This is a genomic window from Actinocorallia libanotica (assembly GCF_039525175.1).
GTDB classification, from domain to species: domain Bacteria; phylum Actinomycetota; class Actinomycetes; order Streptosporangiales; family Streptosporangiaceae; genus Actinocorallia; species Actinocorallia libanotica.
This window is the reverse complement of sequence record NZ_BAAAHH010000012.1, coordinates 15,711-30,744: the sequence shown is the minus strand read 5'-3', so window position 1 is coordinate 30,744 and position 15,034 is coordinate 15,711. Positions and strand designations below refer to the sequence as shown.

The 15,034-nt window shown below is 71.2% G+C and carries 16 protein-coding genes; 4 read left to right on the top strand and 12 right to left on the bottom strand.

All coding sequences use genetic code 11. From position 1 onward, the window contains the following. Nucleotides 1–19: 19 nt before the first annotated feature. The 4 genes from ABD140_RS16510 to ABD140_RS16495 form a co-directional block, all read right to left on the bottom strand. Nucleotides 20–1,513 (bottom strand): SDR family oxidoreductase, encoded by a 1,494-nt coding sequence (locus tag ABD140_RS16510; RefSeq protein ID WP_344241692.1) that lies wholly within the window; start codon nt 1,511–1,513, stop codon nt 20–22. A gap of 62 nt (nt 1,514–1,575) precedes the next feature. Next, the gene (locus tag ABD140_RS16505) at nt 1,576–2,226 is read right to left on the bottom strand and encodes a DUF5701 family protein (protein WP_344241690.1); all 651 of its coding nucleotides are present in this window, start codon (nt 2,224–2,226) and stop codon (nt 1,576–1,578) included. 26 nt (nt 2,227–2,252) lie between these two features. After that, nucleotides 2,253–3,044 carry an ABC transporter permease gene (locus ABD140_RS16500; protein ID WP_344241688.1) on the bottom strand — a complete coding sequence of 264 codons (792 nt, stop codon included), beginning with the start codon at nt 3,042–3,044 and terminating at the stop codon, nt 2,253–2,255. Further along, nucleotides 3,041–3,973: an ATP-binding cassette domain-containing protein gene (locus ABD140_RS16495; RefSeq protein ID WP_344241686.1), complete on the bottom strand. Its 933-nt coding sequence runs from the start codon at nt 3,971–3,973 to the stop codon at nt 3,041–3,043. Before ABD140_RS16495 ends, ABD140_RS16500 begins: the two co-directional genes overlap by 4 nt. 112 nt (nt 3,974–4,085) lie before the next feature. On the opposite strand from ABD140_RS16495, the gene ABD140_RS16490 reads away from it, so the two are divergent. From ABD140_RS16490 to ABD140_RS16480, 3 genes are all read left to right on the top strand, one after another. Next, a complete protein-coding gene (locus tag ABD140_RS16490) occupies nt 4,086–4,844 on the top strand; it encodes a TetR/AcrR family transcriptional regulator (protein ID WP_344241684.1) in 759 nt (252 codons plus the stop codon). Between the two features lie 359 nt (nt 4,845–5,203). Beyond that, on the top strand, nt 5,204–5,998 hold the full coding sequence (locus ABD140_RS16485; protein WP_344241682.1) for an SAM-dependent methyltransferase: 795 nt from the start codon (nt 5,204–5,206) through the stop codon (nt 5,996–5,998). Between the two features lie 248 nt (nt 5,999–6,246). Beyond that, on the top strand, nt 6,247–7,305 hold the full coding sequence (locus ABD140_RS16480; RefSeq protein WP_344241680.1) for a tyrosine-type recombinase/integrase: 1,059 nt from the start codon (nt 6,247–6,249) through the stop codon (nt 7,303–7,305). A 58-nt stretch (nt 7,306–7,363) separates the two neighbouring features. On the opposite strand, the gene ABD140_RS16475 is transcribed toward ABD140_RS16480, so the two are convergent. Beyond that, a complete protein-coding gene (locus ABD140_RS16475) occupies nt 7,364–8,035 on the bottom strand; it encodes an HAD family hydrolase (protein ID WP_344241678.1) in 672 nt (223 codons plus the stop codon). A 1-nt stretch (nt 8,036) separates the two neighbouring features. Beyond that, on the bottom strand, nt 8,037–8,930 hold the full coding sequence (locus ABD140_RS16470) for a DUF72 domain-containing protein (protein ID WP_344241676.1): 894 nt from the start codon (nt 8,928–8,930) through the stop codon (nt 8,037–8,039). A 425-nt stretch (nt 8,931–9,355) separates the two neighbouring features. On the opposite strand from ABD140_RS16470, the gene ABD140_RS16465 reads away from it, so the two are divergent. Then, nucleotides 9,356–9,871: a P-loop NTPase family protein gene (locus ABD140_RS16465; RefSeq protein ID WP_344241674.1), complete on the top strand. Its 516-nt coding sequence runs from the start codon at nt 9,356–9,358 to the stop codon at nt 9,869–9,871. Here the strand turns inward: ABD140_RS16465 and ABD140_RS16460 are convergent. The 6 genes from ABD140_RS16460 to ABD140_RS16435 all read right to left on the bottom strand — a co-directional run bounded on the left by ABD140_RS16460 (nt 9,861) and on the right by ABD140_RS16435 (nt 15,024). Beyond that, entirely contained in the window at nt 9,861–10,433 is a 573-nt protein-coding gene (locus ABD140_RS16460; protein ID WP_344241672.1) for a dihydrofolate reductase family protein, read from the bottom strand. The two genes, ABD140_RS16465 and ABD140_RS16460, sit on opposite strands and share 11 nt — an antisense overlap. Nucleotides 10,434–10,483: 50 nt before the next feature. Further along, entirely contained in the window at nt 10,484–11,224 is a 741-nt protein-coding gene (locus tag ABD140_RS16455; RefSeq protein WP_344241670.1) for an SRPBCC family protein, read from the bottom strand. Beyond that, entirely contained in the window at nt 11,221–11,820 is a 600-nt protein-coding gene (locus ABD140_RS16450; RefSeq protein WP_344241668.1) for an ArsR/SmtB family transcription factor, read from the bottom strand. Before ABD140_RS16450 ends, ABD140_RS16455 begins: the two co-directional genes overlap by 4 nt. Before the next feature lie 99 nt (nt 11,821–11,919). Further along, the gene (locus ABD140_RS16445) at nt 11,920–12,939 is read right to left on the bottom strand and encodes a FecCD family ABC transporter permease (protein ID WP_344241666.1); all 1,020 of its coding nucleotides are present in this window, start codon (nt 12,937–12,939) and stop codon (nt 11,920–11,922) included. Beyond that, nucleotides 12,936–13,973 (bottom strand): FecCD family ABC transporter permease, encoded by a 1,038-nt coding sequence (locus tag ABD140_RS16440; RefSeq protein ID WP_344241664.1) that lies wholly within the window; start codon nt 13,971–13,973, stop codon nt 12,936–12,938. The genes ABD140_RS16445 and ABD140_RS16440 overlap by 4 nt, the downstream gene beginning before the upstream one ends. A 13-nt stretch (nt 13,974–13,986) precedes the next feature. Further along, nucleotides 13,987–15,024 carry an iron-siderophore ABC transporter substrate-binding protein gene (locus tag ABD140_RS16435; protein ID WP_344241662.1) on the bottom strand — a complete coding sequence of 346 codons (1,038 nt, stop codon included), beginning with the start codon at nt 15,022–15,024 and terminating at the stop codon, nt 13,987–13,989. Nucleotides 15,025–15,034: the final 10 nt, after the last annotated feature.

The window sequence follows — 15,034 nt, the reverse complement described above, 5'->3', positions numbered from 1 at the left end:
CCCGCATCAGCGAAACCGCCTACACCCCGCCGCCCACACGCGTAGACACCCGCCTTACCCGCCCTCGCATCGCAGCCGCAGCGAGATTCCCGGGCATACGGCCGAACACCAGCGCATGGAAAGGCGCGATCGACCACCAGTACAGATGCCCCAGCAGCCCATGCGGATGAAAGATCGCCCGCTGACGCAGCACCGTCAGCCCGCCCTCCTCACCGACCGTCCACTCCAGCCACGCCAGACCCGGCAACCGCATCTCCGCACGAAGACGCAGCAACCCATCAGCGGGGGAGACCTCCTCCACCCGCCAGAAGTCCAGCGAGTCACCCGGCCGCAACCGGTACGGATCCCGCCGGCCCCGCCGCAGCCCCACACCCCCCATCAGCCGATCGACCACACCACGCAACCGCCACGCCACCGGCAGTGAATACCAGCCGCTCTGCCCGCCGATACCCTCCACCAGCCGCCACACCGCCTCCCGCGGAGCGGCCGTGCGCACCACACGCTCATCGACGTACAGGCTGCCCCCCGCCCAGTCCGGATCCGTCGGCAGCGGATCACTGGGCCGCCCCGGCACCGCCGCCGACGACCAGCGCGTGGCCACATCGGCCTCCCGCACCCGCCGCAACGCCAGCTCCACCGCCCGGTCGAACCCCAGCAGACCACCCGGCGGATCGGGAACCAGCCGGGACAGGTCGTGCTCGGCGCACACCACCTCCGTCCGCAACGACTCCACCAGCGGCCGCGCGATCGACGACGGAACGGGCGTCACCAACCCCACCCAGTAACTCGACAACTTCGGAGTCAGCACCGGCACCGACACGATCACCCGGCGCGGCAACCCCGCCACCGCCGCGTACCGGCGCATCATCTGCCGGTAGGTCAGCACGTCCGGGCCCCCGATGTCGAAGGCCCGGTCGATCCGGCCCGGCAGGGACGCGCACGCCGCCAGATAGCGCAGCACGTCCCGGATCGCGATCGGCTGGATCCGCGTGTCCACCCAGCGCGGCGTCACCATCACCGGCAACCGCTCCGTCAGGTAGCGCAACATCTCAAACGACGCCGACCCCGACCCGATGATCACCGCGGCCCGCAGCACGATCGCCGGGACCGGCCCCTCCAGCAGGATGCGCCCGACCTCCGCACGCGAGCGCAGATGAGGAGAAAGGCGCCCCCCGGAGGCGAGACCGCCCAGATACACGATCCGACCGACCCCCTCCTGCGCCGCCGCCAGCGCGAAGGTCCGCGCCGCCCGCCGGTCCCGCTGCGCGAACCCCGGACCCGAGGCCATCCCGTGCACCAGGTAGTAGGCCACGTCCACCCCCCGCAACGCCCGCCCGATCGCCTCCCCGTCCAGCACGTCGGCCACGACCGTCTCCACCCGGCCCGCCCAGGGATGGCCCCGCAGGCCCCCCTCCCTGCGCGTGGCGCACCGCACCTCGTGCCCCGCCTCCAGCAGGAGCGGCACCAGCCTGCCCCCGATGTAGCCGCTGGCACCCGTGACCAGGATCTTCACCCCGCACCCCCCTCGTCCCCCTTCCCTCCTCCTTCCCCTCACCCGCCCCGCATACCTGGGCCCTAGGCCGTCCGGCCCCCGGCCGAGGCCATCCCCAGCCACGTGTGCGGATTGCCCACCCAGCACCACCCGAGCTTGGGCGCCCGCCGGCTGATCCAGATCGCCGGAACCCGCCGGTCCCCGCAGCGCGACCCGCCCAGCGAGAAGCACTTGTTCTGCACCAGCACCTGCGGGAACAAGGTGAGCAGCGCGACGCCCTCCTCGATCGTCAACGGGGTGCGGTCCCGCCGCGCGATGACGTCCAGAGCGTCCTGGGGGACGGCATTGCAGAACTCCTCACCGCGCTCGACGTCCAGCAGCAGGTGGGCCTTCCGGCCGGGAGGCCGCGCCTCCTCGACGGCGACGAACCGCTCGAGCGAACCGGGCTCGAAAGAACGGTCCACGAAACCCGGCTTCTTGCCCCCGTGCAGGACGGTCAGCTCCATCGCCGCCTCGATCGGAACCACCTCCCGCGCGACCACCAGCACGAACGGCACCCGACCCGCCTCCAGGTCGATCCCGCCGCCGTGCGCCACCGCCTGGGCGCGCAGCGGCGCGACGAGCTCACCGAAATCCTCCCGGCTCAGCTGCGCCACCGCCGGATACCCCAGCTCGATCAGAACGCGCACCTGCCGGTCGAACTCCGCACCGGCGTCGAAAGTCTCTTCCACCATCGTCTCCTTGTCGTCTTTCACAGCTCTCATCCGCTCAGCCGCTGGTAGCGGCGTACCGACAGCGGCAGGAACACCGCCGTGAGCACCGCGGGCCACACGACCGCCGGCCACATCCCGTACTCCGCCGTCCACGAACCGGCCACCACGCCCGGATTGCCGAACAGCTCACGGATCGCGGTGATGGTCGCCGACATCGGATTGGCCTCCGCCAGGAACCCCAGCCACCCCGGCATCTCCGACGAGGGAGCGAAGGCGTTCGACAAGAACCCCACCGGCCACACCAGGATCTGCACCACCACCACGGCCTCCGGCGAGGCGAACCGCACCCCCAGGTAGATGCCGAGCCACAGGAACGCGAACCGCAACCACAGCAGCAGCGCCACCGCCACCGCGACCTGCCCGAGCCCCTCGTGCCAGCGCCAGCCCACCGCCAGCCCGCACGCCATCATCACCGCCAGGCCCAGCGCCGAGTTCAGCAGATCGGCGGCCGCCCGCCCCACCAGCACCGCGCCCGGCGTCATCGGCAGGGTGCGAAACCGGTCGGTGACGCCCTTGGCCGCATCCGAGGCCACCGCCGCGAACGTGCCCTCGATGCCGAACACCATCGTCATCGCGAACATCCCCGGCAGCAGGAACTCCCGGTACTCACCGCCGCCCGGCACCTGCATGCCGCCACCGAAGAGGTAGACGAACATCACCACGATCAGCACCGGGAACAACAAACCCACGACGACCTGCGCAGGCTGGCGCACCCAGTGCAGCAGCGCCCGCCGCGTCAGCGTCCAGCCGTCGGCCACCGCCCACGCCATACCCGTCATGCCCTCTCCTTCGTCAGATGCAGGAACACCTCGTCCAGCGTGGGGCGGCGCACCGCCACGTCCTCCACCGCCACCCCCGCCTCCTCCAGAGCGCGCAGCACCGAGGTCAGCGCGCCGATCCGGTCCGTCACCGGCACCCCCAGGCGCCGCGCCCCGGAGTCGGCGACGGGGGAGGAGCCCACCGCCGACTCCACGACCCGCGCCGCGCGCTCCACCTCGCCGGCCTCGCGCACCACCAGATCGAGCAGGTCGCCTCCGACGAGGTCCTTCAGCTCCCCGGGCGTGCCCTCGGCGACGACACGGCCCCGCTCGACCACCGAGATGCGGTCGGCGAGCCGGTCGGCCTCCTCCAGGTACTGCGTCGTCAGCAGCACCGTCGCGCCCCCGCCGACCAGGGAGCGCACCGCCTCCCACACCTCGGCGCGCGCCCGCGGATCGAGGCCGGTGGTCGGCTCGTCCAGGAACAGCACCCTGGGGGAGCGGATCAGGCACACCGCCAGGTCCAGGCGCCGCCGCATCCCGCCGGAGTACCCCGACACCGGACGGGAGGCCGCCTCGGCCAGGCCGAAGCGCTCCAGCAGCTCACCGGCCCGCCGCCGCGCCTCCTTCACCCCCAGGTGGTGCAGCCGCCCGAACAGCTCGAGGTTCTGGCGTCCCGACAGGACCTCGTCCAGCGCCGCGTGCTGGCCCAGCAGCCCGATCGCGGCGCGCACCGCCGCGGGCTCGGCGGCGGCGTCGTGCCCGGCGACGCGGACGGTGCCCGCGTCCGGGCGCAGCAGCGTGGTCAGCACCCGCACCGCGGTGGTCTTGCCCGCGCCGTTGGGCCCCAGCAGGCCGTGGACGGCGCCCGCAGGGACGGCCAAGTCGAAGCCGTCCAGGGCGCGTTGGCCGCCGAAACCCTTCACCAGGCCCCGTGCGTGGATCTCCATGATCTCGCCCCCCACTATTCGGTATGGTGTACGGAGTTGTCCGGCGAGCAGAACCGTACGGCATACGGAGTTAATTCCGTACAGTCTACGAAGAAAGTGTGGTGCGCATCACATGGCCGAACGCAAAAGGCCCGACGCCGGCCGCGTCCTGGCCCTCCTGTGGGGGACACCCGCACCACCGCCCGGCCGCGGCCCCCGCCCCAAGGTCACCCTCGAGCAGATCGTGCGCGCCGGCATCGACATCGCCGACGCCGAAGGACTCGACGTCCTGTCCATGCGCCGCGTCGCCGAACGCCTCGGCGTCGGCACCATGTCCCTCTACACCTACGTGCCCGGCCGCGCCGAACTCCTCCACCTCATGTACGACCGCGCCGTCGGACCCACCCCGCCGCCACCCGAAGGCGCCACCTGGCGACAGGCCCTGCGCCACTACGCCCACCTCGGCCGCGACCTCCACCACGACCACCCCTGGACCCTCTCGGTCGCCACCCCGGGCCTCATGATGATGGGCCCCAACACCACCACCCGCGCCGACGCCGTCTACGCCGCCCTGTCACCCCTGAACCTTCCCGCCGCCCGGCAGGCCGCCATCGCCGACAGCATCGACGCCTACGTCCGCGGCGCCTGCCAGGGGAGCGGCGCCGACCTCACCCGCGCCGGCCGTGACGGCGGCTTCACCGACCCCGACGACTACGAACACTGGTGGAACGAGGCCACCACCCACCTCACCGACCTCATCACCCGCCAGCGCTTCCCCCACCTGTACGCCGTCTGGGAGACCGGAGCCTTCGAGGAATACGGCGACAGCACCTTCGACTACGGCCTCGACCGCCTCCTGGACGGCATCGCACACGACATCGCCGACGGCTGAGACCCGGGGGAGAGGAGGGAACCACGGGGGTCCCGCGCCGGACGCGGAACCCCCGCCAAGCCTGGTCCGGTGCGGTAAGTGGCCGCGAACCGCGGTTTCCACCATGCCCGATCACCGACGGGGCGGAAGCGTTCCCGTTCACAGTGTCGAACGCGAGCGTTGCGCGGCTGTCAGAGCCTGATGAACAGGCTGTGACAACCACTTATCACTCGAAGCGTCCGATCCGTCACTACCCACGCCTAGCCGGTGTTTACCGGAGAAATCCTCGGACAGCCCCCCGAGCACCCCGCCGTCCGAGAAGATCAACACATCCGCCGCACCCGTCCGGCGGCCCTCCCGACCAGCGAGAAGAGCCCGCCATGACCGGACCCGCCCCCGAAATCGACACCACCACCCCCCACTCCGCACGCGTCTGGAACTACTGGCTCGGAGGTAAGGACAACTTCCCCGCCGACCGCGAAGTCGGCGAACAGGTCCGCCACGTCTACCCCGGCATCGTCGACGTCGCCCGCCACGCCCGCGCCTTCCTCGGCCGCGCCGTCCGCCTCCTGGCGGGGGAGAAGGGCATCACCCAGTTCCTCGACATCGGCACCGGGCTCCCCACCGCCGACAACACCCACGAGGTCGCCCAGCGCATCACCTCCGCCAGCCGCATCGTCTACGTCGACAACGACCCCCTCGTCCTCACCCACGCCCGCGCCCTGCTCACCAGCACGCCGGAAGGCGACTGCTCCTACATCCACGCCGATGTCCGCGACCCCGAGGACATCCTGCGCCAGGCCGCCGCCACCCTGGACCTCACCAGGCCCGTCGGACTGATGATGCTGGGCATCCTGGGCAACCTCTGGGACCACGACGAGGCGATGGCCGTCCGCGACACGCTCGTCGCGGCCCTGCCGCCCGGCAGCTACCTGGTGCTGGAGGACGGCACCAACGCCGTCGACCCCGACGCCGCCGCCGAAGCCGAGAAGACCCGCGCCGAGGCCGGCGACCCGTACCGGCTGCGCACCCCCGAGCAGATCACCGCGTTCTTCCACGGCCTGGAGCTGCTCGAGCCCGGCGTGGTGTCGGTGTCGCGCTGGCGCCCCGAGACCGCGTCGCCCGAGGAGATCCCGGAGGTCACCGCCTACTGCGGCGTCGCCCGCAAACCGTGACCAACCGGACTTGTCACTTCGGGTCCGGTCTTCCCCGCGTACGCCATCGCCCGGCGGAACGGGGGAGCACCGCTGTACTCGGTGGCGCTCCGCCCGGCGGTCCGCGTCGCGAGACCGCCGGACGGCATGCGGGGGCCGCCACGCCGCGGACGCCGAGCGGGGAGGTGCGCCCGCCTGGGATCTGTTCGGGATAATATGGGTTATCCCGAACAGGCGGGGTTTTTGGGTGATCTTGGGGTGGTTTTCCGGTGGCCGGGCAGCTGGATCAGACCGAGAACATGGCGCAGCTCTTCGCGGCGTGGATCAACGTCAAACGGGCCGGCAAGGGACTGTCCGACAACACCGAGACCGCCTACCGGCAGGGCCTGGCGGCCTGGTGCAAGGAGCTCGCCGTCTTCCACGATCTGGACGTACCGGACGACGAAGACCCGATGTCGGTGATCACGCCCGAGCACGTCTACGAGGACGCGCTGATCGCCTGCGCCGCCGCCTTCCAGCGCCAGGGATACTCCGAGCGCACCCGCGCCGGCCGGCTCAGCGCCCTGCGCGGCATCTGCAAATGGCTCACCAAGACCCGCCGCCTTCCCTTCGACCCGAGCGTCGAGCTCGAGTTCCCGCGGATCCCCGCCCGGCTCCCCGTCGCGCTCACCAACGAGGAGCTCGGCCGGATCGTCGTGGCGGCCTCCACCCCGTACGAGCGCGCCCGCAACCAGTGGATCTCCCGGGACCGCGCGCTCCTCGCCGTCTACGCCGGCGCCGGCCCCCGTGCCGCCGAGGGGCTCAGCCTCACCGTGCGGGACGTGAAGCGCGAGGAGGGCGGCGCTCTCCTGCTCCTGCACGGCAAGGGCAACAAGGACAGGAACGTCCCTGTCGACGACCTGGTCGTCGACAGCATCGACGACTACCTCGCCGAGCGCGAGGCGCTGCTCGGCCCGTACGAGCCCGGCGATCCCCTGTTCCTGACCTTCGACGCGTGGGGCATCCGGCAGGACAAGCCGCCCGTCGCCCGCCCGATGACCACGGGAATGCTCGAGTACCTGGTCGACCAGTGGTTCCTGCGCGCGGCGGTCCGCCGTCCCGAAGGCGAGCTCGCCCACGTCTTCCGCCACACCTTCGCCGTCGGCGTGCTCCGCGGCGGCGGCAGCATCAACGAGCTCCAGGCCCTCCTGGGTCACGAGGACATGGCGACCACCGGCATCTACACGCGCGTCGCCGCCGAGGACGTCATGGACCTCTCCAAGGTCTCCCCCGTCCTCGCCCACCTGCGCGACACCCGCCAGCCCCCCGAGCCCGAGCCGGAGGCGTGATGCCGTTTCGGGAGGCCGACCGCTGACCGTGCCACTCCCCCGCGCTCACGTTTCCCTGTCACAGTTCGGCCAGGAGTTTCGGGAGTGTCGCCAATGTGGTGATGCGGTGGATGCCGGGTGGGGCGTCGGTGTCGCCCGTGCGGTCCAGCCATATGCCGTGCAGGCCTGCGGCGTGGGCGCCGAGGGCGTCCAGGTCCAGGCGGTCGCCGATGTAGGCGACCTGTTCGGGTGGCAGGTCCAGGGCCTTGCATGCCGCGTGGAACGCCCTGGGGTCGGGTTTGGAGTGGCCGACGTCGTCTGAGCACAGGAGGAGTTCGAAGTGGTGGCGTAGTCCGAGGTGTGTCAGTTTGCGTTCTTGGACGGTGTTCACGCTGTTGGACAGGACCGCGTGGCGGTAGGGCAGTTCGGCCAGTGCCGGGGCCGCGTCGGGGAATGCCGTCCAGGAGGCTTCGAAGTGCGCGATGTAGCGGGTGAACCATGCGTCCGCTTCGTCGTCGGTGGTCTCAGGGCCCAGGTAGGCGCGGGCGCGTTCGCGTCGTTGGCCGGGGAAGGTCAGTTCGCCTGCGGTGAAGCGCGCGTATGCGGCTTCGGTGAGTTCCCGCCATGTCGCCAGCGCGGCGTCGTCGCTGGGCAGTCCTTCTGCGGTGAAGTGCAGGTGGAATGCCTTGCGGTCGGCGCCTGTGTGGTCGAACAGGGTGTCGTCTACATCCCACAGCACAGCTTTCACCACGTTAGTGAGGATAGTGCTCCTGCGGTGGGAGGAGAAGATCCGCCAGTCGTGCCGCGTTGCGTTGTGAGTGGTCGCCGCAGCAGTTGTTGAAGACCACGTGGGTGGTCTTGGTGTGTTCGGCCAGCCGCTGGATGCGTTCCGCCCATGCGGCCAGTTCCTCCTCGTCGTAGAGGTAGGCGAACTTCTCGTACACGCTGGGGCTGTTCCACTTGTCGCTGTGGCCGTGCAGGCGTACGACCGCCAGGTCCGATGTGGTCTCGAGCACCGGGGGTACCGATGAGCGGTGTCCCTGCGGCATGTCCACTGCGACGTAGGCCAGGTCGTTGTCGCGGAGGAACTCCAGTGTCGCGGCGCGGTTTCGCGGTGACAGCCACGTGTCATGGCGGAACTCCACGCAGATCCGTGCCGGTGCGCATCGCTCCTTGACCTGCAGGATGTATTCCCGGCTGCGTTTCCCGGCGGTGAACCACGGGGGGAACTGGAACAGCAGTGCGCCCAGCTTTCCCGCTTCGTGCAGTGGGTGCAGGGCGCCCAGGAATCGCTGCCACACCTCTTCGGCCACGTCGTCTGTTACGTCTTGCAGGTAGACCTTGTCGCGTGCCGGGACTCGTTCCCGCAGGTCCTTGTAGAGGCGGTCCACGCGTGTGGGGTGGCCGGTGAGGAGGGAGAACGCCTTGACGTTGAAGACGAATCCGTCGGGGGTGCGGTCGCGCCATTGGCAGGCCGTCTGTTCCGACGGCGGCGCGTAGTACGTCGCGTCGACCTCCACCAGCGGGAACCGGGAGGCGTAGAACCGCAACCGTGCCTCGGCCGTCTTGGCCTCGGGCGGATACCAGCCCGAGGCCAGCAGCGTTCTGTCGGTCCAGGACGCGGTCCCCACCAGGATCTCCCCCATGCCGTCCAGCCTAGGCAGGCCTTGCGTCTGCGGGTGCGGGGGCGGTGATGTGACGTGTGTGACGTGGGAGGTTTCACACGTGTTACGGCTGTCTCGAACCGGCCAGCCGTTCCTTCCTGACGGACATTGACTGGCCAGTAACGGCTGCCTACGTTTCCTTCTGGAATTCGCGCCGGGAAGAAAGGGTTCGCAAGGTGACACGCCGGCGGACGGTCCTCCCTCCGCCCACCCGACATGGGCGGAGGGAGGCCGCTGGACCCCAGCCTAAACCTCGAGGACGAAAGTGAACGGCCGCACCAGGCCACGACCCGCCGCGAACCCGCGACCCGCGGGCCCAGCCGACCCGACACCGGCTGAGCCCGCTTCCCGTGCCGCGGCCCCGGAGCCGTCCGGGGCCGCGGCACCACCGTGGGAGTATCGGCCGTATGGAGCGGATACTCATCTCCGGCATCAGCGGGGCGGGCAAGACCACGCTCTCCCGCAGGCTGCAGGACCGGCTGGGGCTGCCCCATCATGAACTCGACGCGCTGCACCACGGTCCGGGCTGGACCAGGCGCGCCCGGTTCGAGGCCGATGTCGAGTCGTTCTCGGCGGGGCCGCGCTGGGTGACCGAGGACCAGTACCACTCGGTCCTGGAGGACCTGCTGTGGCGGCGTGCCGACACCCTGGTCTGGCTGGATCTGCCGCGCCGGACGGTGATGGGGCGCGTGGTGCGGCGTTCGGTGTCCCGTGCGCTCACCCGGCGGGAGTTGTGGAACGGCAACCGCGAGTCCTTCGCCCAGTGGCTGGAGGCCGATCATCCCGTCCGGTGGGCCTGGAGCCAGTACGCGCGCAAGCGGGAGAAGACGCTCGAGCGGATCGGGCGGCATCCGGGGCTGGTCGTGGTGCGGCTGGACTCCCCCGGTGCGGTCCGGCGGTGGGTGTCCGGGGTCAGTGGATGACGTCGAAGACGGACTTCTGGATGCCGTTGGAGTAGGTCTGGTGCTCGATGAGCTTCAGTTTCTGGGTGTCCTTGTCGGTGGTGCTGAACAGCCGCTTGCCGGCTCCGAGGAGGAGGGGGAAGACGAGCAGGTGGTAGCGGTCGATGAGGCCGGCGTCGGAGAGGGCGCGGTTCAGGGTGGCGCTGCCGTGGACGATGATGGGGCCGCCTTCGGTCTCCTTGAGGGCGGCGACCTGGTCGAGTGAGCGCAGGATGGTGGTCTCGCCCCAGTCGGTGACGAGGTCGTCTTCGGTGAGGGTGGTGGAGACGACGTACTTCGGCATGAGCTTGTAGTCGGCGAAGTCCTCCATGTCCGGCCATACCGGGCTGAACGCCTGGTAGCTGGCCCGGCCCAGCAGCATCGCGGTGGACTCCTGCTGCTCTCGTGCCTTGATCTCGTAGGCCTCGGGGACGAACTCGATGTCCTTGAAGGTCCATCCGGAGTTGCGGTAGCCGGGCTCGCCGCCGGGAGCCTCCATGACTCCGTCGAGTGAGACGAAGGCGGAGCTGATCAGGGTGCGCATGAGGGTCTCCTTGTCATCGGGTGCGGGTGTGAGGGGAACGTCGGTGCGGGTCAGCCGAGGAGTTCGGCGAGCCATTTCTGCCAGGCGGCCTCGGCGCCGTCGGTGTCGGGTCCGAACAGGTGGTGGAACATCAGCGCGAGGCCTTCGGCGTTGTGGAAGGTGTAGAGCCCGTCGGCGGTGCGGATGCCGATGCGTTCGTCGTCGGCCCAGACGACCTCGCCCTCCAGTGGCGGCAGGCCCGCCGGTGCGGCGTGCGCCCGTGCGCCCGCGGTGACCGGGGTCGGTAGCGACAGGGCGCGGGTGATCGCCGCCCGGATCTGCCGGGCCGGCGGGCCGTCCGGGCGTGCCACGACGGCGAAGACGGGAGCCGCGGTGCGTCCCGGGAAGTGGGTCAGGTACTCACGGAGGGTGTGGAGGTGGAAGGGCCAGCCGCGGCGCAGGGCGTCGTACTCGTCCTGCCAGTCGTCGCCGAGCATGCCGCTGTGGACGACGCGCAGGACGGTGCTGCCGCCGTCTCGGCCTTCGATCAGGTATTCCAGGGCCATGAACCGGCCGTCTTCGGCGGTGGGGGTGCGGGTGGCGAAGCGTTTGCCGGGCTCGTAGGCGGTGATCTCCGCTTCTTCGCGGTGGCCGCCGGTGTCCATGACGGTGGTGCCGCCTTCGCGTGGCTCCACCTCGTTGCGTCCCATGAACCAGGAGTCGGTTCCCGGTCCTGTCGCGATCGCCTCCCAGACCTGTTCGGGGGTCGCGGGCAGGATCGTCTCCAGTTCGATGTCGAACGGGTGCGTCATCGGGGGTCCTCTCCGGGTGCGGTGGGGATCTGGTGGAGGCCGACGACCACTCGGTGGGTGCGGCCGGCCGGTGCGTTCTCGTCGTGGTAGCGGCCGACGAGGGCCGTCACGGCCTGGGCCAGTTCCTGGGTGAAGGCGGCCCGGTCGGCCGCGGAGGCGAACCGCACCTCGGCGTCGATGCCGAAGGTGGCGATGCGTTTCTGGGCGCGGGCGGCGCCGGTCAGCAGGGATCCGACCTCCTGGACGAGGCGGGATCCCAGGGCCAGGAGCCAGCGGGCGGAGAGCTGGTCGGGCGAGCGGGCGGGGTCGGGGCTGACGGCGGGCAGGACGCTGGGCGAGATGACGTAGGAGGCGGCGGTGGCGCGGTAGAGGCGTTCGGTGACGTTGCCCTTGCGCCGTTCCTCGGCGAGTTCGACCAGCTGGTGCCGTTCCAGCTCCTTGAGGTGGTAGTTGATCTTCTGTCGGGGCAGTCCCAGGCGGCCGGCGAGCATGGCGGCGGAGCCGGGTTCGGTGAGGGCGGCCAGGATCCGGGACCGGATGGGGTCCAGGGTGGCCGCGGCTGCGGCGGGTTCTTCGATGACGGCGACGTCGATCACCGTTCCAGGATTCTGCCGACAATAAAATTTGTCAAGACAAATTAAGTTGTCGGTGCGGCCCGTGGGCGACCCGCGGGCCGACCGCAGGCCACCCGCAGGTCACAGAACGCCGCGGCGCCATTCGCGGATGAGGAGGTAGCCGAGGTAGCCGCCGCCCAGGGCCATGGTGTAGATGCCGACGGGCAGGGTGGTGAAGAGCGGGAGCTGCTGGGCCGCCAGGTCGGCCAGGGCCAGCAGGAAGGCGCCCACCAGCGCCGACATCGCCAGGTTGGGGCCGGCGGCGCGGGTGCAGCGGCGCGCGATCTGCGGGGCGCACAGGGAGATGAAGGCGATGGGGCCCGCGGCGCTGACGGCGGCGGCCGACAGGACGATCGACAGGACGACGGCGGCGGTGCGCACCCGGGCGGGGCGGGTGCCCAGGGCGGTGGCGGTGTCGTCGCCCATCTCCCCCACCGTCAGGTCGCGGGCCAGGAGGGCGGTGAGCGGCGCGGTGAGGGCGACGACGAGCCAGATGGTGGCGGCGTCCTGCCAGGAGCGGGCGTTGAGGCTGCCGTTGACGTAGGCGGTCAGGACGCTGGCCTTGTCGCGTTCGATGGCGTAGACGGCGTACTGGATGACCGCCTGGGCGACGGCGGTGACGCCGATGCCGGCGACGATGAACCGCCCGGGGCTGCGGAAGCCGGTGCCGGTGGAGAGGTAGACCGCGGCCATGGCCAGGACGGCGCCGGTGAGGGCGCCCAGCGGGACGGGGACGAGGCCGGGCAGGAAGAGCGCGACGAGGGCGGCGCCCGCCCCGGCCCCGGCGCCGATGCCGATGACGTCGGGGCTGCCCAGCGGGTTGCGGGTGACGGACTGGAAGAGGGTGCCGGCCAGGCCGAACGCGGCGCCGACGCCCAGGGCGACGACCAGGCGGGGCCCGCGCAGGCGTTCCAGGACGAAGGCGTCCTTGCCCTCGGCGCCGCCCAGGAGCGCGCCGGGCAGGTCGGCGGGGGCGATGCCCAGGCGGCCCAGGGTGAGGGTGGCGGTGGCGGCCGCGGCCAGCAGGAGGAGGAAGGCGGCGGCGGTGGCCAGGGTGCGGGGGCGCACGGCGTGGCGGGCGGACGCTCCGCGGGCGGTCATGCGTCCTTCCTCATCTTGCGGACGGCGATCAGGAGGGCGGGGGCGCCGACGAAGGCGGTGACGATGCCGACCATGAGCTCTTCGGGGCGCAGCAGGAGCCGTCCGATGATGTCGGCGGCCAGGAGGAGGGAGGGGCCCAGCAGGAGGGAGAAGAGGATCTGGTGGCGCAGGTCGGGGCCCAGGAGGGCGCGGACGAGGTGGGGCACGGCCAGGCCGATGAAGGCGATGGGGCCGGTGGCGGCGGTGGCCGCGGCGGCCAGGAGGGTGGCGGTGAGCAGGCCCGCGGCCTTGGTGCGGGCGGGTCTGGCGCCCAGGGCGGTGGCGGAGTCGTCGCCCAGGGCCAGGGTGTTGAGGGGGCGGCCGAGGGCGAGCGCGGCCAGGAGGCCCGCGGCGGCCAGGGGCAGGACGGTCCAGAGGGTGTCGAAGCCGCGTCCGGCCAGGGAGCCCACGACCCAGAAGCGGTAGTTGTCGAAGACCTCGGGCCGGCTGAGGGTGACGGCCTGGATGAGGGCGTTGAGGACGGCGGCGAGGACGGCTCCGGCCAGCACGAGGCGGACGGTGCTGGTGCCGCCGCGGCGGGTGCCGATGAGGTGGACGAGGAGGCCTGCGGCCAGGGCGCCGGGCAGCGACCACCACAGGATGTCGGCCTGGCCGGAGGCGCCGAGGTAGGCGGTGGCCAGGACGATGGTGGCCGAGGCGCCGGCGTTGATGCCGAGCATGCCGGGGTCGGCCAGGGGGTTGCGGGTGACGCCCTGCATGAGGGTGCCGGCGACGGCGAGGCAGGCGCCGGCGAGGATGCCCAGGGCGGTGCGGGGGTAGCGGCTGTGGACGACGGCGGTGTGGTGGGGGTCGCCGTGGCCGGTCAGGACGTCCCACAGGGCGCCCGGGGGGATGGCGAGGCTGCCCAGGGCGATGCTGGCCAGGGTGGCGGCGGCCAGGAGGAGCAGGGCCAGGAGGAGGGCGAACGCCGGACGCGCGGCGCCGGGCCGCAGGGGCCCGGCGCCGCGCGACGGGTGTGTCGTGCGGGTGGTCATGGGGGGCGGTGCCCTACTTGGCCTTGGCGACGGCCTCGTCGATGAGCGGGAGGAAGCGCTCGATGCTCCAGGGCACGGTCAGCGGGTTGATCATGGAGGAGGCGGTGACGAAGGAGTTGTCGTCGCTGGCCACCACGGCGCCGTTCTTGATGGCGGGGATGGCGGCGTACAGGGGCTGCGCCTCGATCTCCTTGCGGGTCTTGGCGTCGGTGTAGAAGGTGAACACGACGTCGGTGTCCTTGAGCTTGTCGGCGTTCTCCAGGCCGATGACGGCGGAGTCGGTGCCCTCGGTCTCCTTGAAGGTGCTCACGACGGGGTCGGGCTTGAGGCCCAGGGAGGCGACCATCTCGGCGCGCTGCTCGGTGGGCAGGAAGACGCCGAGGGTGCCGGGGCCGTCGGTGTAGATGTAGGAGAAGGTGACGTTCTTGTAGTCGGGGCGGCTCTGGGCGGCGTCGGCGAGCTGCTGCTTGATGTCGCCGATGAGCTTCTCGCCGTCGGCGGGCTTGCCGAGGGCCTTGGCGACCGTGGTGATCTGCTGGTCCCAGTCGGTGCTCCAGGGCAGGTCGGGGTAGGCGACGGTGGGGGCGACGTCGTTGAGGAGGTCGAACTGCTCCTGGGTGATGCCCGACCAGGGGGCGAGGATGACGTCGGGGTCGAGTTCGACGATGGTCTCGATGTCGAGTTCCTCGCCGCCGGTGAACTGCTTGGGCAGCTCCGCGCCCTTTTCGGTGACTGCCTCGTGGATCCAGGGCAGGTAGCCGGTCTTGTCGCTGCCCCACGGGTAGCTCTCGATGCCGACGGGGGTGCTGCCCAGGGCGATGGCGGTCTCGGTGGAGCCCTGGCCGAGGGTGACGACGCGCTCGGGCTGCTCCTTGATGACGGCGTCGCCCAGGGCGCTGGTGATGGTGACGGGGAAGGCCGCGGTGGCGGGCTTGTCCTCGGCGCCGGTGGTGGTGTCGTCGCTGGAGCTGCAGGCGCTCAGGAGGAGGGCCAGGGTGGTGGCGGCCGTGGCCATGAGGGCGGGGCGGCGCAGGGTGCGGAGGGTGAGCATGGGGCGGTCC